This window comes from Vibrio sp. RM-41-2B (genome assembly GCF_024744415.1).
Taxonomy (GTDB): Bacteria; Pseudomonadota; Gammaproteobacteria; order Enterobacterales; family Vibrionaceae; genus Vibrio; species Vibrio diabolicus.
Window position 1 is genome coordinate 133767 of sequence record NZ_JAMQWD010000006.1, and the last position, 20195, is coordinate 153961.

At 45.7% G+C, this 20195-nt stretch carries 18 protein-coding genes; 7 read left to right on the forward strand and 11 right to left on the reverse strand.

Annotation, left to right across the window (positions count from 1 at the left end; all coding sequences use genetic code 11):
- Nucleotides 1-51: 51 nt before the first annotated feature.
- From spoT to NB463_RS05735, 10 genes are all read right to left on the reverse strand, one after another.
- Nucleotides 52-2172 (reverse strand): bifunctional GTP diphosphokinase/guanosine-3',5'-bis pyrophosphate 3'-pyrophosphohydrolase, encoded by a 2121-nt coding sequence (spoT, locus tag NB463_RS05690; protein ID WP_005394948.1) that lies wholly within the window; start codon nt 2170-2172, stop codon nt 52-54.
- Nucleotides 2173-2211: 39 nt separating this feature from the next.
- Nucleotides 2212-2484, reverse strand: coding sequence for a DNA-directed RNA polymerase subunit omega (gene rpoZ / locus NB463_RS05695; RefSeq protein WP_005379346.1), 273 nt, complete (start codon nt 2482-2484; stop codon nt 2212-2214).
- A 181-nt stretch (nt 2485-2665) separates the two neighbouring features.
- A complete protein-coding gene (gene gmk / locus NB463_RS05700; RefSeq protein WP_005394946.1) occupies nt 2666-3289 on the reverse strand; it encodes a guanylate kinase in 624 nt (207 codons plus the stop codon).
- Between the two features lie 285 nt (nt 3290-3574).
- Nucleotides 3575-4798, reverse strand: a complete 1224-nt coding sequence (locus NB463_RS05705; protein WP_258430418.1) for a tetratricopeptide repeat protein — start codon at nt 4796-4798, stop codon at nt 3575-3577.
- Nucleotides 4799-4807: 9 nt separating this feature from the next.
- Nucleotides 4808-5440, reverse strand: coding sequence for an energy transducer TonB (locus NB463_RS05710; RefSeq protein ID WP_006741809.1), 633 nt, complete (start codon nt 5438-5440; stop codon nt 4808-4810).
- Between the two features lie 4 nt (nt 5441-5444).
- Nucleotides 5445-5852 (reverse strand): ExbD/TolR family protein, encoded by a 408-nt coding sequence (locus tag NB463_RS05715; protein ID WP_005379359.1) that lies wholly within the window; start codon nt 5850-5852, stop codon nt 5445-5447.
- 25 nt (nt 5853-5877) lie between these two features.
- Complete coding sequence (locus tag NB463_RS05720) at nt 5878-6405, reverse strand: MotA/TolQ/ExbB proton channel family protein (RefSeq protein ID WP_005379363.1); 528 nt, start codon at nt 6403-6405, stop codon at nt 5878-5880.
- A 9-nt stretch (nt 6406-6414) separates the two neighbouring features.
- Nucleotides 6415-7776: a MotA/TolQ/ExbB proton channel family protein gene (locus NB463_RS05725; protein ID WP_258430415.1), complete on the reverse strand. Its 1362-nt coding sequence runs from the start codon at nt 7774-7776 to the stop codon at nt 6415-6417.
- Nucleotides 7777-7779: 3 nt separating this feature from the next.
- Complete coding sequence (locus tag NB463_RS05730; protein WP_104971145.1) at nt 7780-8544, reverse strand: DUF3450 domain-containing protein; 765 nt, start codon at nt 8542-8544, stop codon at nt 7780-7782.
- A gap of 65 nt (nt 8545-8609) precedes the next feature.
- Nucleotides 8610-11210, reverse strand: coding sequence for a TonB-dependent receptor plug domain-containing protein (locus NB463_RS05735; RefSeq protein WP_258430413.1), 2601 nt, complete (start codon nt 11208-11210; stop codon nt 8610-8612).
- Nucleotides 11211-12030: 820 nt separating this feature from the next.
- On the opposite strand from NB463_RS05735, the gene NB463_RS05740 reads away from it, so the two are divergent.
- The 6 genes from NB463_RS05740 to NB463_RS05765 all read left to right on the forward strand — a co-directional run bounded on the left by NB463_RS05740 (nt 12031) and on the right by NB463_RS05765 (nt 18300).
- On the forward strand, nt 12031-13056 hold the full coding sequence (locus tag NB463_RS05740) for an ABC transporter permease subunit (protein ID WP_005394935.1): 1026 nt from the start codon (nt 12031-12033) through the stop codon (nt 13054-13056).
- Nucleotide 13057: 1 nt separating this feature from the next.
- Nucleotides 13058-14101: an ABC transporter permease gene (locus tag NB463_RS05745; RefSeq protein ID WP_006741815.1), complete on the forward strand. Its 1044-nt coding sequence runs from the start codon at nt 13058-13060 to the stop codon at nt 14099-14101.
- Nucleotides 14102-14139: 38 nt separating this feature from the next.
- Nucleotides 14140-15966, forward strand: a complete 1827-nt coding sequence (locus NB463_RS05750; protein ID WP_005394933.1) for an extracellular solute-binding protein — start codon at nt 14140-14142, stop codon at nt 15964-15966.
- Between the two features lie 9 nt (nt 15967-15975).
- A complete protein-coding gene (locus NB463_RS05755) occupies nt 15976-16833 on the forward strand; it encodes an ABC transporter ATP-binding protein (protein ID WP_005394932.1) in 858 nt (285 codons plus the stop codon).
- A 35-nt stretch (nt 16834-16868) separates the two neighbouring features.
- Nucleotides 16869-17708: an ABC transporter ATP-binding protein gene (locus NB463_RS05760; protein ID WP_005394930.1), complete on the forward strand. Its 840-nt coding sequence runs from the start codon at nt 16869-16871 to the stop codon at nt 17706-17708.
- Nucleotides 17709-17874: 166 nt separating this feature from the next.
- Complete coding sequence (locus tag NB463_RS05765) at nt 17875-18300, forward strand: phosphate-starvation-inducible protein PsiE (protein WP_012841209.1); 426 nt, start codon at nt 17875-17877, stop codon at nt 18298-18300.
- 55 nt (nt 18301-18355) lie between these two features.
- Here NB463_RS05765 and NB463_RS05770 read toward each other — a convergent pair whose 3' ends face one another.
- Nucleotides 18356-19222, reverse strand: a complete 867-nt coding sequence (locus NB463_RS05770; protein WP_046874112.1) for a YicC/YloC family endoribonuclease — start codon at nt 19220-19222, stop codon at nt 18356-18358.
- Nucleotides 19223-19406: 184 nt separating this feature from the next.
- Between NB463_RS05770 and rph the strand changes: the two genes are divergently transcribed.
- The gene (gene rph / locus NB463_RS05775) at nt 19407-20123 is read left to right on the forward strand and encodes a ribonuclease PH (RefSeq protein ID WP_012841197.1); all 717 of its coding nucleotides are present in this window, start codon (nt 19407-19409) and stop codon (nt 20121-20123) included.
- The last annotated feature ends 72 nt before the right edge of the window (nt 20124-20195 follow it).

The following is a 20195-nucleotide window of genomic DNA, read 5'->3' on the forward strand; positions in this document are numbered from 1 at the left end:
TTTATTGAGGTATAAAAAATCGCCACCTAACAGAGTAGGTGGCGATAGAAGTTAGTTCTTTCTGCGTCTGACTCGGGTTGCTTGAGGCATTGCCTTAATCTTACGCATGATACCAGCAAGGTGGACACGATCTTTCGTCGTCAACAGCACAGTCACAGTGTACAAACGACCATCACGTTCTTCCGTTGAAAGACCATGAATGTTTGACCCTGTTTTCGAGATCACGTTGGTCAGTTCTGCAAGAGCACCTTGATTGTTAAGCATGTCGACTTTAAGTTCAGCAATGAACTCTTTATCGTAGTCGTCAGACCAAGCGACAGCCATATAACGGTCTGGCTCTTTCTGATAACCACGAACGTTCGGACATGTTTCTCGGTGAACAACCAAACCACGACCAGGCGATACGTGAGCAATAATGTGATCATCTGGGATTGGATGACAACAATTTGCAAACGTCAGCAATAAGCCTTCTGCGCCACGAATCGGAAGCTTCTTCTTCGAGTCCGTTGGGATTGAGCTTGTTGTCGTGAGCTCTTCGGTATCACCAAGGAGACGACGTGCGATCACAATGCTCATCAACTCACCCAATCCAATAGCTGCCAATAAATCATCGATGCTTTCTAGGCGAAGATCATTCAAGACTTCTTGGATATTTTCTGGATAAATTGAATCAATCGAGTGGCGGCCAAGTGCGTGATTAAGTAGGCGACGACCTAAAGTAATCGACTCTTCACGACGCATCGTTTTCAGTACTTGTCGAATCTTAGTGCGGGCACGAGAAGTCACGACATAGTTTAGCCATGCCGCATTCGGACGCGCACCAGGGGCACTGATAATTTCCACCGTCTGACCGTTTTTCAATGCCTTACTCAATGGGTAAGGGTTACGATCAACACGAGCACCAACACAAGAGTTGCCTACATCGGTATGTACGGCATAGGCAAAGTCGACAGCCGTTGCGCCTAAAGGCAATTCAACGATACGACCTTTTGGTGTGAAGACGTAAATCTCATCTGGGAAAAGATCGGATTTTACGTTTTCAATGAATTCGAATGAGTTACCCGCGCTTTGTTGTAGCTCTAACAGGCTTTGCATCCAACGCTGAGCTTTCACTTGCGCAGTGGTGCCAGACTTGTCGCCTTTGTCTTTGTAAGACCAGTGTGCCGCGACACCTTTGTCCGCCATTTGATCCATATCTTCAGTACGGATCTGAACTTCAACAGGTACGCCATGTGGGCCAACCATGGAAGTGTGTAGCGATTGGTAGCCGTTCGCCTTTGGTACCGCGATGTAATCTTTCATGCGACCAGGACGTGGCTTATACAAGCTGTGTACTTGGCCTAAAACGCGATAACAAGTATCTGCGGTATCAACAACGACTCGGAACGCATAGATATCCATGATGGTGTGAAAGCGCTGTTCTTTGGTTTTCATCTTGTTGTAGATAGAGAACAGGTTTTTCTCACGACCAACGACGCGAGCATTCAAGCCGAAATCTTGCAGACGGCCTTCTATTTCGCTGTGAATGCGTTGGATCATCTCTTTACGATTGCCGCGTGCCGCTTTTACCACTTCTTTTAGTACGCGGTAGCGGTTGGGATATAGCGCTTCAAAGCCCAGCTCTTCGAGTTCGGTTTTGATATTGTGAATACCAAGACGATGAGCGAGTGGCGCGTAAATCTCTAACGTTTCACGAGCAATACGACGCTTTTTATCTGGTCGAAGCGCGCCAAGCGTACGCATGTTGTGCGTGCGGTCAGCCAGTTTGATCAGAATGACGCGGATATCTTGCACCATGGCCAGAACCATCTTACGAAAGTTCTCGGCCTGAGCCTCTTTCCTATCGCGGAATTTGAGTTTGTCCAGTTTAGATACACCATCAACCAACTCTGCGACAGTGTTGCCGAATTTCTCTTCGAGATCTTCTTTAGTTACATCACAGTCTTCAATGACGTCATGCAGCAAAGCAGCTTGGAGGGTTTCGATATCAAGGCGCATTTCGGCCAAGATACGAGCCACAGCGACAGGGTGGATGATGTATGGTTCACCGCTAGAGCGGGTTTGCCCTTCATGGGCATCTCTCGCTACCACATAAGATTGACGCAGAGCCTCAATCTGAGGCTCTGTTAGGTATTCTTGGGCAACGTCTTTGAGGCTATCGAATAGATACAAATTATAGGCCCGGGAGGTTGTTGAATTCTAAAGTCAGAATTAACGGTTGTGAGCGATGCTGCTTACTGCCGCTAGCTCTGCCGCTTCTTGCTCTTGCTGTTCTTGACGTTCACGAGCGTCTAGAACTTCTTTAGTAATTAAACCTTCTTCGATTTCGCGTAGAGCGATAACCGTTGGCTTATCGTTCTCTTCTGGCACTAGTGCATCTTTACCGCCAGTTTGCATTTGACGAGCGCGGCGAGCCGCAATCAGTACTAGGTCGAAACGGTTGCCAACTTTTTCAACAGCGTCTTGAACAGTTACGCGTGCCATGAGGACTCCAAATAGTTAACTAAAATTTTAGAATGACGAGAAAGTATACAACCTAACTACTTTATTTACTAGCAATTAGACAAGCCACCGTTTGTGGACTTTCTCAGGTAGTTTATTGTGTTTTTCGCACTGAGCAAAAAACGAGAAATTCTTTATGTTTTACAGCGTGACTTTTTTGAAGTTACTCTGCTAACAACGCGTCAAGCATACCTTTATATTTAGCAGCTTGCTTTTCTTCCTTCAATCTCTCTGCACGCAAGATGGCTTTAAAGTCCATCAAAGCGGTATCAAAATCGTCGTTTACGATCACGTAGTCGTATTCGCTGTAATGAGAGATTTCTGACTTGGCTTCAGCCATACGTTTTGCGATCACTTCATCGCTATCTTGACCACGAGTGTTCAAGCGACGCTCTAGCTCACCGTTTGATGGTGGCAGGATGAAGATGCTTTTGGCTTCAGGCATTTGCTCACGGATTTGGCGTGCGCCTTGCCAGTCGATATCTAGAAAAACGTCGATACCTTTATTTAACGTTTCTTCAATCCACACACGAGAGGTGCCGTAATAATTACCAAACACTTCAGCGTATTCTAGGAAATCACCTTTAGCGATCAGGGCTTCAAACTCATCTTTCGCTACAAAATGGTAGTGGACACCATTTTCTTCACCAGGTCGCATGTTACGCGTGGTATGAGACACAGACACTTTCATTGCGTAGGTTGGATTGCGTTCCAACATCGCTGAGATCAAGCTAGATTTACCTGCGCCGCTAGGTGCAGATACGATATAGAGAGTACCTTTGCCCATTGTACTGTTCCACTTTTGATTGGATTGATTGAGTGCCGAAGGAAAGTCCGACATTCTTATAACGATAGCACTGGCAATGATAAATCAACCACCAAAGGGATGGATATTGGTGATAATCCCGCCAGAAAAATGGAGGCGAAGAGTATCATGATCTCTATTTTGTTACCAGTTGATCTTTTCGTCTTACTTAAATGTTGAAAAGAGCTCGCGTGCGCACAAACAAACGAAAAAAGGGGAAGCTTTCACTTCCCCAGGCGTGCGACTGACTCACACTTAATCTTCAAATTATCCTTGGGATTCTAGGAAATTTATCCAAGGGCTAACGGTAGACCTAAATTTTGGCGATTGAGCCGCGCCTTTCATTGCCTGTAAGGCCTTTTGTGGCTGTTTAAGCTCGAAATAGGCCATTCCGCGAATGTATTCAAGTTCTGCCTTTTGCTCTTTAGAGGCATTCGATGCCGCGTTTTCTACAAAGCGAGTCGCTTCAGAATACTGCTTGTCTTGTACCATTAAGCGAGCAATCTGAATTTGCGTTTTAGCAGAAGGAGCGATGTTATATGACTTTTTATAAGCGAGAATCGATTTATCTAGCTCTTTAGCTTGCTGCCAGAAGCTGGCCAAGCGATCATAGTTTTCCTTCGTCTTTTCAATGTTTCCAGATGCCATCTCCTTCTCAAGAGTTTTGGCCGCTTTATATGGAATACCTTGGTAAGCTAAGAAGTTTACAAAGCGTAAGTACTCTTTCTCTCCTTCCAGTTTCCCCATTTTGTAAACCATTTCTAAGGTTGCTAAAGAGTTTTGCTCTTGACCCAACTCCATATAAACGCCAGAAAGTTGCATCCAGTAACGCTTTTTCTGAGGGTACTTTGAAGTAAGGGTTTTAAGCACACTGGCAACGCTTTTCAGCTGGCCTAACTCGTAGTGAGATGCAACGAGAATTAAGTACCAAGACTCACTTGGGCTCTTGCTCATCGCAATTGCTTTTTTGGTTGGTGGGATTGCATTTCTGTAATCTTCCAACTGGACATAAGCGCTTGCTAACGTGATATAAGCATGAGCTTGAGGCTTCTCTTTGGTTGTTTCTGCAACCTTGAACCAGTCCTTCATCGTTTTTACAGACAACGTGTACTTCTCTTCAGCTAGGTAAAGCTGAGCCAAGCTGTAGCGAACTTGTTGAGCGACTGGAACGGGAAGCGCATCGAGCTTTAATGCTTCGGCAAAGTATTTCGCGGCTTGCACATAATTGTCTTGTAGCGAATACAAAAAGCCCGTTTGCTGAAGTAAAACTGCTCGGTCGTATTTTTTCGAACTTGTGCTTTCTAAAGCGCTTGCTAGTTTTTCTTTCGCTGCTGAATATTTTTCAGTTGCGATCAACTCTTGCACTTTGTTGACGGTTCGAAATGTCCGATCTGATAACTGAGGAGCTTCTTTTGCCATCGTAGGAGCGGCCATTGCCACTCCTGCGAAGAGAATTAAAGAAGCCACTTTGCTTTTCCATAAACTTTTCATCGTGACTCCTTAATTGGTTGAGAACTCTATTTCTTGCGATAGGCGCGAGCTAACAGGTTTCCCGTCAACCAATTTTGGTTTAAATGTCCATTTAGAGACTGTTTTTCTTGCCGCTCGACCGAGGCCTAAGCGTCGTGGTTGCTCTTTAAGAACTTTGATGTCCTCTACGGCACCACGTGCATTTACAGTAAACTCTAGTAAGACAACCCCTTTTTCAATTCCTGCTTTCGCAGCCTTTCTAGGCATTTGAGGCTGGAATGTTGCAAGAGGGGTCGGACCTCCGCTACCCGCTAATTGTGCACCTCCACCCTGGCTATAATGTCCAAGCACCGAGCCACCTGTAACATTTACGGGTAGGTCAAGTTTTGGCATGTCCATTGGGGTCTGCTCCATCACCGGTTTTACTGTCGCTGTCACTTTCATTTCTGGTGGCGGCGGCGGACGCTTAGGTGGTGGTGGTTTTGGAAGTTCGCGTTTTTTCTCCTGTATTTTTTCTTCTGGTTTAATGCGAATAAACTCGACCATACGCAGGTCATCATTCGACACTAACTCGTGGCGCTCTTTGTTTACTAGCTTGTCCATCCCCCAGAACAACCCGAGGGAGACAATGAGCGCCAGTGCAATTGAGGCCAGATACCGCATAAGCTTAATCCTTATTGGTTGCGGCAATGGAGATGCTTTCTACACCTGCCATTTTGATCTGGTCCATAACCTTCACGACTACGCCAGCATTTGCTTCAGTGTCGGCTTGGATAACAACTGCGCCATCAGGACTTTCTGCACGAAGACGTTCAATATTCGCACGAACCGCGTCCACTTCGATGCGGCGTTTATCAACCCAAACATCACCCGCCGCACCAACTGCGACCATGATGTTACCTTTCTTAACGGTTTGCGCTGAGCTTGCCGTCGGACGGTTTACTTCCAGACCTGCTTCTTTTACGAACGATGTTGTTACGATAAAGAAGATCAACATGATAAATACGATGTCGAGCATCGGTGTCATATCGATAGCGGTTTCATCACTGCTATCACTGCTATAGCGTCTTTTCATGACCTATACCTCTAATTCCATTTACTCAGGCAATATGCTTTAGCTTATCTTCCAGCTTTTGCGTTGTGACTTTGGCTAAATGATCAAGACGTGAACTAAAGAACAGTCCTGATAGAGAAGCCACCATCCCGGCTAAAGTTGGGATTGTTGCCTTTGAGATCCCCGAGGCCATTGCTCGAGGGCTTCCTGTTCCTGTTACCGCTAATATGTCGAATACTTGGATCATGCCGACAACGGTGCCGAGTAGACCCAGTAGGGGACAAAGTGCAATCAGTACTTTCACGATTGGTAGTCCCTTTTTATTCTCAATATCCTGACGAGAAACGATTTCTTGTCGGATCATCTTAGCGTTCCAACTTTGATGCTCTGAGCGCCCTTGCCATGAGCCAACGGCTTTTTTCATGGCTTTTGGAGCGACGGCAGCAAAATAGAACCAACGTTCTAACAATACTGCCCACAGCATAAAGCTGAGGATGAAGATGGCGACGAGTACATCGCCACCCATTCCCAAGAAGCGCCTAATTGATTCAAGTTCTCCAACTAACCACCACATAACGCCTCCTTAGCTTTCGGCTTTATGCAGTTTTTCCTGATAGCGAGCGATGAAGCCTGCACTCTGTTCTTCAAGAGTTTGAACCAAACGACGACCTTTGCTGTGTACGATGGTGTAAAGGAACAGCAATGGAATTGCGACAACCAGACCTAGCATAGTGGTAACAAGAGCTTCAGAAATACCGCCAGCCATCAGTTTAGGATCGCCGGTACCGAACAGAGTAATGGCTTGGAATGTGCCGATCATACCCATTACCGTACCCAGTAGACCAAGTAGAGGCGCTACAGAAGCAAATAGCTTGATTGAGCTGATGAAGCGTTCAATGCTTGGAGCATTACGTAGAATGATTTCGTCCAGCTTCGCTTCCAGATCTTCAAGGTTGTCACCTTTGTGCTCTTGGTAAGCCTGGATAACTTCACCCAATGGGTTACCAGGAATCACGGTTTCTGATTTCGCTTGCTTACGCATTTTACCGCCAATCACTTGAAGGCGTAGGAAGCAAACAAGAGCAATGATAGCGCCAACTGCACCCATACCAAGGATGACGTAACCTACAATGCCACCTTGATCAATACGTTCTTGAACGGTAGGGCTTTGTACAAGTAGAGACAGAATGACCCCACGGGATGGGTCAATAAACAATGGCTCATAGCTGTTTGATGCTGACTCAAAGCCTGCAACATGACGTGTAATATTGGTGCGAGGCTGTCGAGAAAGTTCTTCGAACTTACCTGTTTGAGGTACATAAGTGACGTACTTACCATCGGCAATCGCGTTAAACTCACCGACAAGAGTGACATCGCGAACCGCTTCTTTACCTTCACCATAAACAACCGTTGCTTGGGTTGTTGCAGTTTCGCCAGAAGCAACCACTTGTTGAAGAATGGTATGCCAGAAAGCTTCTAGCTCTTGTGTTGACGGCAGTTCTTTACTTTCAGCCAGTTTCGTTAGTAGAGCGTCACGCTCTGGGAACTGAACAGCGTTTTGAGAGGCTGCAAATAAGCCCTTAAACTCTCCCGCATACTGGCGGACCACACCAAACATTTCGCCCAAAGTACCAGAGCGAACACGTAGGGTTTCTGTTAGTTCAGTTAGCTGCTTATCGTTTTCATCAAATGTTGCTTTAAGTTGATCGCCCAGAGCTTGCTGCGCAGCTAACTCTTCGCGAGCTTGTTGCAATAATGCCGCTTGCTTATTGCGATTGTTCTTGAACTCAGCTTCACGGGCTTTGTTCTCTTTCGACTCAACGATGCTTTCTGATTTTACGTTTTTAAGTAGTTCAGATAAGTTTTTAGGCGCTTCTGCTTGTACGCCAGAAACCATAAATAAGCTCGCTAGTAGGCCAGCGGCTAGAGTTTTGAATCCTTTCATCTCTTATTCCTCCCCAGCAAATACAGGCAGTTTGATTAGCGCTGGTGGCGCTTGCTTCTTCGCGATACGAAGGCCTTGCTGTACCGCGATGCGGTAGCTTTCTGGTAATGTTTCCCATTGACGTGTTTGTTGGTTCCACATACCTGTCTCACCACCGTCTGGAGATTGGAATAGAAGTGCTGTGCGACCAATACGTAGGAAATCGTAAGTCACGGTTTCACCATTTCGGTCTAGGCTAGCTTTGTAAGATTCGATTGAGCGAGAGAAGCCTTCTTCAATTTGGTACGCTTCCATCACTTTACGGAATTTCTCTGAAGTTGTTACGTCGGCGCGATCCATGAGACGACGCAGTTCTTGGACACGTTTATTACGCTCTTTTTTCTGGAAAGGCAGATCGAGAGTCACAAATTCGTCGAGTGCATCGATCATTTTTAATGTAAGTGGCACCACTTCTGTTGCCGTTTGATCGATTTGAGCAATTTGGTTATTTAATGAGTCCAACTCGCCTTGCTGCGATTGAACCATACGGTTAATTTGCTCGTTGTAGACTTTCATACTGTCGATTTGACGAAGTAAGCCTTTGTATTCTGCCAACATGCCTTCAGTGCTTTCGGCATAGTTGTCGATTTTTTGTTGCGAAGCTTCTGAAGATTGATTTGCTTTTGCTTGTGTGGAAACGACAGCACCAGAGTTGGCCGCTACAGAGCTACTACTGATAGTAAGCAATGCTGCAGCTATGGCACTGAGACCAAATTCCTTGAATTTCATGGTTGCATCCTTGTCAGTGTTTTAGTCAGTCGAAAAGGGCGCGGAAAGCCCGCGCCAAATATTTTTTAGAAGTCGTATGATGCCTCGATGTAAAGCTGACGGCCGATTGGATCGTCATATCCAGTTGCATAGAATGGAGAGGTATCATTTAGAGGATCGGCAGGCGGTACCTTGTCAAACATGTTGATAGCACCAAGAGTTACACGACCACTCTCGTTGAATTGGTAAGAAGCCGTTAGATTCCATGTTGTCATGCTAGCGATTTCTGCTTTGTAACCTGCTTTCTTAGCAGAGTCACAGTCATCAAAGTAGTAACGGTTCGCATAGCTTGAACACATACGGTCACGGTATTTACCAAATAGGTTGATAGCGACATCTTCATATGCCCAGCCAAGGTTTAACGTTGCGGTGTATTCAGGCATGAAATCTCTTTCATCCGTTACTGGCTCACTGTCGTTTTCTTGATATTCAGCAATCAAGATCTTAGTTACAGCTACGCGCGTATTGAATGAACCGAACTCATTAGTGTCGTAAGCATATTTCACAGCAAGGTCAACACCAGAACGCTCTTCATATGACTGGTTGACTGGGCCGTAAGATACGGACTTGATTGTACCGTCTGTATTACGAACTACTTCTGTGCCTGGGTATTTACCTGGATCGTTAATTACGTCTTGGTAAGTTGGTGCTGTTACGACGTCTTCCATCTTGATGTGGTACCAGTCAACGGTTACGCCAAGGTCATCCACAGGTTCCCACGCTAGACCCAGGTTAATGTTTGTACTTGTTTCTTCTTTCAGCTCAGAGTTAGGGCCGTTAAGCGTATCGAAGTATTGAGTATCACACTCTGGGTACTTATCTTTATCTTGTGGGCCGCTACCACCAGCGTTGGCACAAAGCACAGGGTCAAAACCAGAACCAAAGCCTCGAGTTTGATCACCAAATAGTCGTTTCAAGTCAGGAGCTCGGAAACCTAGACCGTAGCTACCACGAAGCAATAGAGTGTCAGTAGGACGGTATGCTAGTGCTACTTTAGGAGTGAAGGCTCCGCCTGTTGCCGAGTCGTCGAAGTAGTGGTCATAACGACCAGCGACAGTCATTTCCAAATCTTCAATGATAGGAATTAGGGCTTCGACACCAAGACCAATCTGATCACGGTCACCGCCACCTGATGTTCCGCCTAGACCAGAGAAACCACCAGCCGCTGTTGTCGCATCAATCGTTTCGTTGTAGTCAGTACGGTTCCATTCACCATAAACAGCAAAGCCAGACATACCAGCAGGCAGTTCAACCAAATCACCGGCCAGTGAGCCGTTAACAGAGTAAAGCTTTGAGTAGGCTTCTTTGCTTGATGTGCCGCTGTATTTGTTTACAACGTCTTGAGAGATAGGCCCTAGAAGATCGACATCGCCATTTTGTACGGCTTGATCAAGAGTTAGGTAGATTGCTGGGTTGCTTGTTTCAACGCTTTGCTCTGAGTAACCAGCTGATAGGTCCCAATCATACGTATCAGCAAGCAGGCCGTTCAAGCCTAAGGTTAAGCCAAAAGAATCGGCTTCAGTGTTACTTTCGCGTGGGCCAAATTCGACCATACGGCGAGTGTATTCACCTTCGCCGCGGAAGTGAGTGGCATCAACTTCGACACTGTATGGGTTAGGTTCGAATTCAGATTCTGTAGACTTATAGCCAAAGCGCGCTTCTGCCATGGCAGTAACATTGTCGTTAATGTCCATTTCACCGCGTAAAAGCAGGTCTACTTGTTTGTTCTCTGGTTTCAACGTTCGGTATGCAGAGCGGTTAACACCACACTTGCCATCCGCTCGTTCAATAGCGGCATCACCAACGACTTCTTTACATGAAGAACCAGCATCAGCGGGTGTTAGAAGTGTTCCGTTTGCGCCTTCAAAGTTTGCACCGTAGCTAGAGTAACCACTTAGCTGAGAACGGCTTGAACCGTCATCGCCAGCCCAATCATCTCGGTCAGATTGTTTAAGCATTTCGTTGCCCGCAAATTGGCCAACGAAGAGAATACGTTTATCGTCAAAATCTTTACCTGCAACAACGTCTAAACGGCCATTTTGGTAGCCACCATCTGTTGCGTCACCCGCACGTACTTTTACAGAAACGCCATCAAAGTCTTTCTTTAAAATGAAGTTTACGACACCGCCGATCGCGTCGGAGCCGTAGATAGCGGAACCTGAATCAGTCATTACTTCAACACGCTCGATAGCGGCAACAGGGATTTGACCAATGTCTTGGAAGTTAGATGTGCCATCTTGAGCCAGTGGGTATTGAGGAAGGCGACGACCATCGATAAGAATCAATGTGCGTGAAGCGCCAAGACCACGTAAGTTGACTGACTGTGCTGCAGGTGTGAATGAGAAAGAGTTCGTTTGAGCCATTACACCACCGGTGTTTTGAGTCAAACTGTTCAGCACGTCTTGCGCGCTGTTAAAACCTTTAGATTCAATATCTTTACTATTAATAACAGTAACTGGTGAAGGACCTTCCATATCCGTCGTGGAGATACGCGAACCAGTAACTTTCATCTTTTGAAGTTTTTCAACTTGTTGCTCTTCTGCCAGTGCTGATGCTGGGGATACGACTGCTGCTGCCCCCAACGCAAGGCTTATCGCAACAGATAAAGCGGTTGTGTTTTTATACATCCTTGTTGCTCCGATTATTATTATTTCCTATGTCTGGCCGCATAGCGGCCAATTGTGACGTTAATATTTCGTTAACGTTCGGCCAATGTATAACCGAGATGAAAAAAGGAAGTCAAACCAGTGGTAAACGGGGATGCTTAAATGTAAAAAAGATGTAAATAACCAGGGTTGGTTTAAAACGCGGAATAAAAAACTAAATAGCCTTACCAAGGCGACATCAAATTTCAATAAAACACCGTATTTTGTGTTTCTTATAAACTTTAATGACTTATCTTGCCTATGGTTTTTTAGTGGGTAATTGAATCTGAAAAAAGATATTTTTCCAGTGAATTGTTCTGAGATGAGTTTTATATCGAATCCATACTTTGGTGACTCGAACTTATAGGGTGGTATCAAAATATGATACCCATTGCTGTAAAAGGGCTCACTCGTATTTTTAGGTCAAATATACATGTGGTGGATATGTCTATTTATTCCATGTATTTGCATTTTTATGTAGGGTTTTGGCTCTAAACAGCCTAGATTGATATTCTGTGTGAATTATTTTTGTGGTTTTTTATAATTTTTTACAAAAACATTTCTGTTTTTCGACTTCGGAGGAAGTTTGTCATGTTTTGGTTTCAAACACTTGAAGCTGATGTGGATTCAAGATAAATATGACGCTGAAATTATTGCAGTAGTAGAAAAGTCTGGTTCTTGAAACGCAGGGAGTGTGTTTCAACAGTTTTAGTTACTACGAGATAAATATGCACCACTTTGGGCGGGGAACTTCCTCTTTCACTCCGCCTGAACTGGACAGTAGACAAGGAGCAAGTTGTATATGCTGTCGTACTTTTTACGCCGTTTGGCGTTGGTGATACCAACGTTTCTCGGGATAACTATTCTTATCTTTGCTATCACTCGTTTCGTGCCGGGCGGACCTGTTGAACGCATGTTGTCACAAATGCAGTCTCAAGGGGATGGTGCCGCATCAATGACGTCTGCTGGTGGCAATACCGCCCTTTCTGATGATCAAATCGCTGAGCTAAATGCGTTTTACGGTCTGGATAAGCCAGTGACAGAAGCGTATGTGGAGTGGCTAAGTCGCTTGGTCGTGCTAGACCTTGGTGAGTCAACACGTTACTACGAGCCTGTCTCTGACATGATTGCAGAGCGTTTACCTGTGTCGTTATTTTATGGCGGCATGACCTTTTTTATCAGTTATTTTATCTCGATCCCTCTTGGTTATTACAAGGCGCTCAAGCACGGCTCTGTGTTTGATTCCGCTTCTTCAATACTCATCTTTGTGGGCTATGCCTTGCCTGGCTATGTGGTGGGTGTATTGCTCATCACGCTATTTAGTTATCACTTGGAATGGTTTCCGATGGGAGGCTTTGTCGGCGATGACTTCGACGATTACGAAACTTTCTTTGAACGCGCCAAGGACATCATGTGGCACGCGGTGTTGCCTTTAATCTGTTACCTCATTGGCGACTTTGCAACACTGACAATGACGATGAAAAACAACCTGATGGAAAACCTTTCTTCAGACTATATCCGTACAGCTATCGCGAAGGGCTTACCTTTCAAAAAGGCGGTTCGTAAGCACGCGTTGCGTAACAGCTTAATCCCAATCGCGAGTCACTTTGGTAACTCTTTGTTGTTCTTCATGACTGGTGCCTTCCTGATTGAAGTTATCTTCAATATTGATGGCATTGGTTTATTGGGTTACGAATCAATCATGGAGCGTGACTACCCTGTTGTTATGGGTATTGTCGCCATTAATGCGCTGTTGCTGCTTATTGGTAACATTATTTCAGATATTTGTGTTGCTTTAGTCGACCCACGTGTGAAGTTTGGAGCGTAACATGATTAAAGTTAGTCCATTAACTCAAAAGAAAATTCGCCACTTTAAAGAGATCAAACGAGGTTATTGGTCGTTTGTCATTCTCTCAATCATGCTGATCCTGTCGCTCTTTGCTGAACTTCTGATTAATAGTAAAGCGCTAGTCGTCAAGTACGATGGTAGCTACTATTTTCCTGTTGTCAGTGATGTCCGTTTAGGCAGTGAATTCGGCCAAGAGTCATCCAGCGAAGCGGATTATCGCGTGCTGCAAAAAGCGTTTGAGGCCGAAGGGGGCGACAACTTTGTTATTTTGCCGCTTGTGCCATGGAACCCATATGAACAAGATTTTAGTGGTGATTTCCCGCCAACAGCGCCTAGTGCCGAAAACAAGCATTATTTAGGTACAGATGTGATAGGTCGCGATATTTTGGCGCGACTTGTCTACGGCTTTAGAACGGCAATGGGATTTGCGTTGCTCACTATGGCAATTTCCTACGCGATTGGTACCGCAGTTGGTTGTGCTATGGGTTTTTGGGGCGGTAAATTTGACTTGTTTGTACAGCGACTTATCGAAATCTGGTCAATGGTGCCGTTTTTGTACGTCATTATGATTCTTGTCTCAATCGTTCAACCGACGTTCGCTCTCTTTGTCGCTATTAACGTGCTTTTCACCTGGATGGGCATGACATGGTACATGCGGACCATGACTTATAAAGAAGCGGCACGAGAATACGTAATGGCGGCACGTGCTTTAGGGGCATCGACGGGACGTATTTTGTTTAATCACATCCTACCGAATACGATGGTAATGATTGTGACATTGGCGCCGTTCACTATTGCAGCAAACATCACTGCGCTGACCGCTTTGGATTATCTAGGTTTAGGTCTGATGCCACCAACGCCAAGTTGGGGGGAACTGCTACAACAAGGTAAATCTAACCTAGACTCGCCATGGATTGTTGCCTCAGTGGTGACGTCAATTGTACTCGTGTTGGTAATGGTGACCTTTATTGGTGAAGCCATTCGAGCGGCCTTCGACCCGAAAAAATTCACACGCTATGTTTAAGCGAGCATTGTGAGCAAAACATAAAAAAGGGAAGTTTTATGAAGAAATTATTTTTAGCGTCCACGCTGAGCGCCCTGAGTTTTGGTGCAATGTCAGCAACGCTTCCGACGGACTTAAACTGGCAAACAAACTGGGATGAGCCTCAATATGGTTCGCCTGAAGCGAAACGTGGAGGGACCTATCGCACCTTCATGTCAAGTTTTCCACAGACGTTACGTAGTGTTGGCCCAGACGCTAATGCGGGGTTGCGTTCCTTTATCTTGGATGAAACCCCTGGATTGGTGGTTCGCCACCCAGACACTTTAGAGTTCATCCCTGAACTTGCTAATGAGTGGGCGTTAGCTGGCGACAATAAAACCGTCTATTTCAAACTCAACCCAGAAGCTAAATGGTCGGACGGCAAGCCTGTGACTGCCGACGATTTTGTATTCATGCTTAAGTTTTATCGTTCTAAGGATATCCTAGAGCCTTGGTACAACGATTATTACAACAAAACCATTGCGGACGTTATTAAGTACGACGCTCATACGTTTGCTGTTAAGGCCGCGAAAGAGTTCAATCCGGAAGAATTGTTGCTAAGAATGGGGGCCCTGCGCCCACGTCCCGCACACTTTTATGCCAATCCTTCAAAGGACGAAAATGGTGATGGTATTCACGACAACTTTGTCCGTTACTACAACTTTAAAAGTGAACCAACGACCAGTGCGTACTACCTAGATGACATCAAAAAAGGTAGAAGTGTGACTTTCAAACATGTTGGTGAAGATTGGTGGGGTTACAGCAATAAGTACTACCAAAATCGCTACAATGTCGACAAGATTCGCATCACGGTGATCCGCGATAGCGATATTGCGATGAAGCATTTTGAAAAGGGTAAGTTGGATGCATTTGGTCTGGTTCTGCCAAGTCTATGGCACGATAAATCGAACACAGAACCGTACCAAAAAGGCTACATTCAAAAGTTCTGGGGTTACAACCAATTTCCAGTCGGTGCGGGCGGCGTATGGATGAACACCGCGATGCCTTTACTGGATGATTTAAACGTTCGCAAGGGCATTACTTACGCAATTGATTTTGATGGCATGATTGAGAATATCATGCGTGGTGACTACTCCCGTAAGCCAAACCCGACCGGTTATGGCCATGGTAAATATACCCTACCAGACGCGAAAGCACCGAAATTTGACCCAGCAAAAGCGGCTGAGGCATTCGAAGCCGCAGGCTTTAACAAAATTGGTTCCGATGGTATTCGTGTCAATGATAAAGGTGAGCGTTTAAGCTTCGAGCTGACCTACGGAACACCTGTTCATACTCCTCGTATTGCTTTTTTGCGTGAGCAAGCCAAGCTAGCAGGGTTGGATATTGAGCTCAAGTTGGTTGATGGCTCATCCATGTTCAAATACGTCCGTGAGAAAAAGCACGATTTGGCTTTCTTAGATATGGGTACGTCCGAGATCCCAACGTATTGGGAGTACTTCCATTCAGTCAATGCGAACAAGCCGCAAACTAACTCTTTCACAAACTACAGCACGCCAGAGCTGGATGAAAAGATCATCGAGTATCGTTTTAGCATGGATATGGATAAAAAGATCCAGCTAGGTCATGAGATTCAGCGTGACATCATTGATGCGCACGTTATCGTAACAGGCTACATGATTCCTTATGTCCGCTACGGTCACTGGCGCTGGCTAAAGTTTCCTGATAAGCCAATGAATCGCATGACAGAGGCGTTGTTCAGTGGTGGCATCATAGGGGATGGCACTTACTGGATTGATAGCGATATCAAGAAAGAAACCAAACAAGCGATGAAATCAGGCAAAGCTTTTGAACCTGTCGTCGTCGTAGATGACACTTATAAGCTGTAAGGATTGGTTATGGAAAACGATGTAATCCTAAGTGTTAAAGATCTCGAAGTTGAATTCACCACCGATGATGGACCAGTGAAGGTGCTGCATGGTGTGAACTTTGATGTGAGAGCTGGACGTACACTCGGTCTGGTGGGAGAGTCAGGCAGTGGTAAGAGCGTAACCTCAATGTCGATCATGGGGCTTTTACCTAAGCCATATGGCAACATCATCAAAGGTGAAGTGAATTATCGCGGCACCAACCTAGTTGATTTGCCTGCGGAAGAGATGTACGCCATGCGTGGCGATCGCATTTCGATCATCTTCCAAGATCCGATGACGGCGCTCAATCCAGTACACACTATTGGTCGTCAAATATGTGAAGTGCTTGAACTCCATCGACCAGAGCTCGACAAAAAGGAGCGGGAGGCTTTCTCGATCGAGATGCTGGCAAAAGTCAAAATCCCAATGCCAGAGAAACGATTGAATGAGTATCCCCATAACCTATCTGGCGGTATGCGCCAGCGTGTCATGATCGCGATGGCGTTGGCCTGTAAGCCGGACATTCTGATTTGTGATGAACCGACTACGGCGTTGGATGTTACGGTTCAGGCGTCTATCCTTGAACTGATGAATGAGCTTCAGGAAGAAACAGGCATGGCGATGATCTTCATCACTCACGACCTCGGGGTTGTGGCAGAAGTGTGTGATGATGTTGCCGTGATGTATGGTGGGCGTATTGTCGAAAAAGCAGAAATTTTTGAGTTGTTTGATAACCCACAGCACCCATACACAGAGCGTTTAATGGGATTGATGCCGAGCTTAGATAATGAGCCGAAGCAGATGATCGATATCAAGCCTATTGATGCCAGTATGTTTGCCAGTTAACTGGGCAAAGTGAACGAGTCATAAAAGAGGATGTTATGGCAAAAGAAGTATTAAGAATTGAAAATCTTAAGCAGCACTTTGTTTCTGGTAAAGGGCTGTTCAAGAAAGGCTACACCATCAAAGCGGTAGACGGGGTTTCACTGTCTGTTTCTGAAGGTGAAACACTGGGGCTAGTGGGTGAGTCAGGTTGTGGTAAAAGCACCCTTGGTCGCACGATCTTAAAGTTATACGAGCCAACGGAAGGTAAGATTTTCTTTGAAGGTAAAGACATCACTAAACTGTCTGTCAAAGAGATGCGATCGCTGCGTAAAGACATGCAAATCGTCTTTCAAGACCCAATGGAATCACTCAATCAGCGTCATACCATCGGTATGATTCTAGAAGAACCGTTTGTTATTCATAAAATCGGTACGCCAGCCGAGCGCAAACAGTGGGTAAAAGAGCTTTTAATCAAAGTGGGCTTGCCAGAAACGGCAGTCAACCGCTATCCACATGAGTTTTCAGGCGGCCAACGTCAGCGTATCGGTATTGCTCGTGCGATTGCATTGAAGCCTAAGTTACTGATTTGTGACGAATCGGTATCTGCGCTAGATGTGTCGGTACAGGCACAAATCTTGAACCTATTACTACAACTGCAACAAGAGATGAACTTGGCGATCATCTTTATCTCTCACGATCTCTCTGTGGTGAAACACGTCTCTGACAAAGTTGCAGTGATGTATTTTGGTAAAGTGGTAGAAGCAGGCAGCGCGAAAGAAATTTATGCAAACCCGCAAAATGAGTACACCAAGAAACTCCTATCTGCGATTCCGATCACCCACCCTAAATATCGGAAGAAAAAGCGCCTGGCTGAAAAAAAGCAGCAAGTGGCGTAAGTGATGCCACAGGTCCTATAACACAAAAACGCTCCGCCAAATAAGCGGAGCGTTTTTATAGGTCTATGTTAGGTCTTGGTGTTGATTGGCGCCTGAGTATTATGATTGATTGAAGATCGTTGCATGCTAAACTCAAGGCCTATCTTCTTTGTCTGGATAATGGACCATGCCGTCGAATTTACCGAAATCCTTTAGTCGACCGTTCCTGAAAATCTTCCATATTTTGGAGGCGGTATTATTAGTCTCTATTACCTTGGCGACGCTGTACGCCATGATGCAAGAGTTTGTGCACGTATTTGTCGAGAAGCGTGTCTTACTCACGGATATTCTTTTGATGTTTATCTATCTGGAAGTGCTCGCCATGGTGCAGCAGTTCGTGATGAACGGAAAAATTCCGGTACGCTATCCTATCTATATCGCGATGATGGCGATCGCCCGCTATATCACACTCGGAATGAAAGAGCTGGATGCGGTTTTGGTTGTGTGGTTATCTCTGGCAGCGTTTATCTTAGCTGCGGCAACGTTGCTCATCAGAGTCGGGCATCATTATTGGCCCTACGTTGATAACAGAACCTTGGAAAAAGATGAATAAAAGAAAGCCCCGCACTAGCGGGGCTTTTTTGTTTCAATACTCGATGACTTTTAGATCATTCAATGTTTTGGATCTGCTCACGCATCTGTTCGATCAGAACTTTCAGTTCAACGCCCGATGCGGTGATGTCGGTGCTGATGGATTTCGACGCTAGCGTGTTCGATTCACGGTTGAACTCTTGCATCATGAAGTCCAGACGACGACCCACTGCGCCACCTTTTTTCAGAATGTTTGTGGTTTCTTTTACGTGAGAGTCCAAGCGATCGAGCTCTTCAGCAACATCCGATTTTTGCGCTAGCAAAATCAACTCTTGCTCGATACGAGACGGATCCAGTTCCACTTTAGCGTCTTCGAACTTCGAGAATAGTCGCTCACGTTGCCATTCTAAAATTTCTGGCATGCGCGCACGCACTTTTACGACTTCTGCAGAAATGGCGTTCAAACGCTGTTCAATCAGCGCTTTCATGTTCTCGCCTTCACGAGCACGCGCTTCAATAAATTCATCCATTGCGCCATCAAACGCTTCTAGTAGCACTTTATTTACTGCATCCATGTCTTGCTCTGGCGTTTCCATTACCCCCGGCCATTGCATGACTTGAAATGGATTGATTCGGCTCAGTTCACCAGTCATGTGCATGACTTGTTCAGCGGCCTTAATTACCTGGCTAGCAAGCGCTTCGTTGATGCTAAGCTCACCTTTTGCGGCAGGGTTTGCTTCAAAGCGCAGATTACATTCCACTTTGCCTCGCGCTAAGCGCTTACGAAAACGCTCGCGTAAAACGGGCTCTAATCCGCGAAATTGTTCTGGCATGCGGAAGTATGTTTCTAAATAACGCTGGTTCACGCTGCGGATTTCCCATACCGCAGAACCCCAGTCGCCTTTTACTTCTTTGCGTGCATACGCTGTCATACTGTAAATCATCGAATTTTCCTGTCTTCATTTTTTGAAAATTACTTCAAGAGTGTATCACGCTGCGTCGATAGGTGCGCGGGATGTATGGATTGTTTATGTTGTGCCTGCGGCGTAACCTATGAATCCGGAATCGATTCCGTTATAATCTTCGCCCAACCAAATCGTCTTCTCCTCATATTTAAGGTAGATGCCCATGCGTCCAAACGATCGCAAGGCGGATCAAGTTCGCCCTATCAAAATTACTCGTAACTACACAGCTTACGCTGAAGGGTCAGTGCTAGTTGAGTTCGGTAACACCAAAGTGTTGTGTAATGCGACCGTCGAAGAATCTGTGCCACGTTGGCTAAAAGGTCAAGGTAAAGGCTGGGTTACAGCTGAATACGGCATGCTACCTCGAGCAACACATTCTCGTACTCGTCGTGAAGCGGCAAGTGGCAAACAAGGCGGCCGTACGATGGAAATTCAGCGTCTTATCGCGCGAAGCCTACGTGCTGTTGTCGATCTAAAAGCTATGGGTGAGTTCATGATCACCGTTGACTGTGATGTTATCCAAGCTGACGGTGGTACGCGTACTGCATCCATCAGCGGCGCAAGTGTTGCAATGGCCGATGCGTTCCAACACCTAGTGGATAGCGGTAAGCTAAAAGCGAATCCAATGAAAGGCCACGTAGCTGCGGTTTCTGTCGGCTTGCTAGGCGATGATGTTCTGTGTGACCTTGAGTACGTTGAAGACTCAGCGGCAGACACAGACATGAACGTGGTAATGACCGAAGAAGGTAAGATGATTGAAATTCAGGGCACCGCAGAAGGTGAACCGTTCAGTCACGAACAGCTGATGGCATTGCTCGAGTCGGCGAAAATCGGCATTACGGAAATTGTCGCAGCGCAGAAGGCGGCGTTAGCCAATTGATTTAGATAGCTCCCATTATGGGGGCTATTTTTTTATCTCGACAATAGAGAAATGAATGATTGTCGAGAAGAG

Bases quoted from the DNA above. Each gene is read 5' to 3' on its own strand.
- rph (WP_012841197.1), top strand. From the start codon at position 19,407: ATGCGTCCAAACGATCGCAAGGCGGATCAAGTTCGCCCTATCAAAATT.
- rpoZ (WP_005379346.1), bottom strand. From the start codon at position 2,484: ATGGCACGCGTAACTGTTCAAGACGCTGTTGAAAAAGTTGGCAACCGT.
- NB463_RS05710 (WP_006741809.1), bottom strand. From the start codon at position 5,440: ATGCGGTATCTGGCCTCAATTGCACTGGCGCTCATTGTCTCCCTCGGG.
- gmk (WP_005394946.1), bottom strand. From the start codon at position 3,289: ATGGGCAAAGGTACTCTCTATATCGTATCTGCACCTAGCGGCGCAGGT.
- NB463_RS05715 (WP_005379359.1), bottom strand. From the start codon at position 5,852: ATGAAAAGACGCTATAGCAGTGATAGCAGTGATGAAACCGCTATCGAT.
- NB463_RS05765 (WP_012841209.1), top strand. From the start codon at position 17,875: ATGCCGTCGAATTTACCGAAATCCTTTAGTCGACCGTTCCTGAAAATC.
- NB463_RS05725 (WP_258430415.1), bottom strand. From the start codon at position 7,776: ATGAAAGGATTCAAAACTCTAGCCGCTGGCCTACTAGCGAGCTTATTT.
- NB463_RS05705 (WP_258430418.1), bottom strand. From the start codon at position 4,798: ATGAAAAGTTTATGGAAAAGCAAAGTGGCTTCTTTAATTCTCTTCGCA.
- NB463_RS05735 (WP_258430413.1), bottom strand. From the start codon at position 11,210: ATGTATAAAAACACAACCGCTTTATCTGTTGCGATAAGCCTTGCGTTG.
- NB463_RS05730 (WP_104971145.1), bottom strand. From the start codon at position 8,544: ATGAAATTCAAGGAATTTGGTCTCAGTGCCATAGCTGCAGCATTGCTT.
- NB463_RS05755 (WP_005394932.1), top strand. From the start codon at position 15,976: ATGGAAAACGATGTAATCCTAAGTGTTAAAGATCTCGAAGTTGAATTC.
- NB463_RS05720 (WP_005379363.1), bottom strand. From the start codon at position 6,405: ATGTGGTGGTTAGTTGGAGAACTTGAATCAATTAGGCGCTTCTTGGGA.
- NB463_RS05745 (WP_006741815.1), top strand. From the start codon at position 13,058: ATGATTAAAGTTAGTCCATTAACTCAAAAGAAAATTCGCCACTTTAAA.
- NB463_RS05770 (WP_046874112.1), bottom strand. From the start codon at position 19,222: ATGATTTACAGTATGACAGCGTATGCACGCAAAGAAGTAAAAGGCGAC.
- NB463_RS05750 (WP_005394933.1), top strand. From the start codon at position 14,140: ATGAAGAAATTATTTTTAGCGTCCACGCTGAGCGCCCTGAGTTTTGGT.
- NB463_RS05760 (WP_005394930.1), top strand. From the start codon at position 16,869: ATGGCAAAAGAAGTATTAAGAATTGAAAATCTTAAGCAGCACTTTGTT.
- NB463_RS05740 (WP_005394935.1), top strand. From the start codon at position 12,031: ATGCTGTCGTACTTTTTACGCCGTTTGGCGTTGGTGATACCAACGTTT.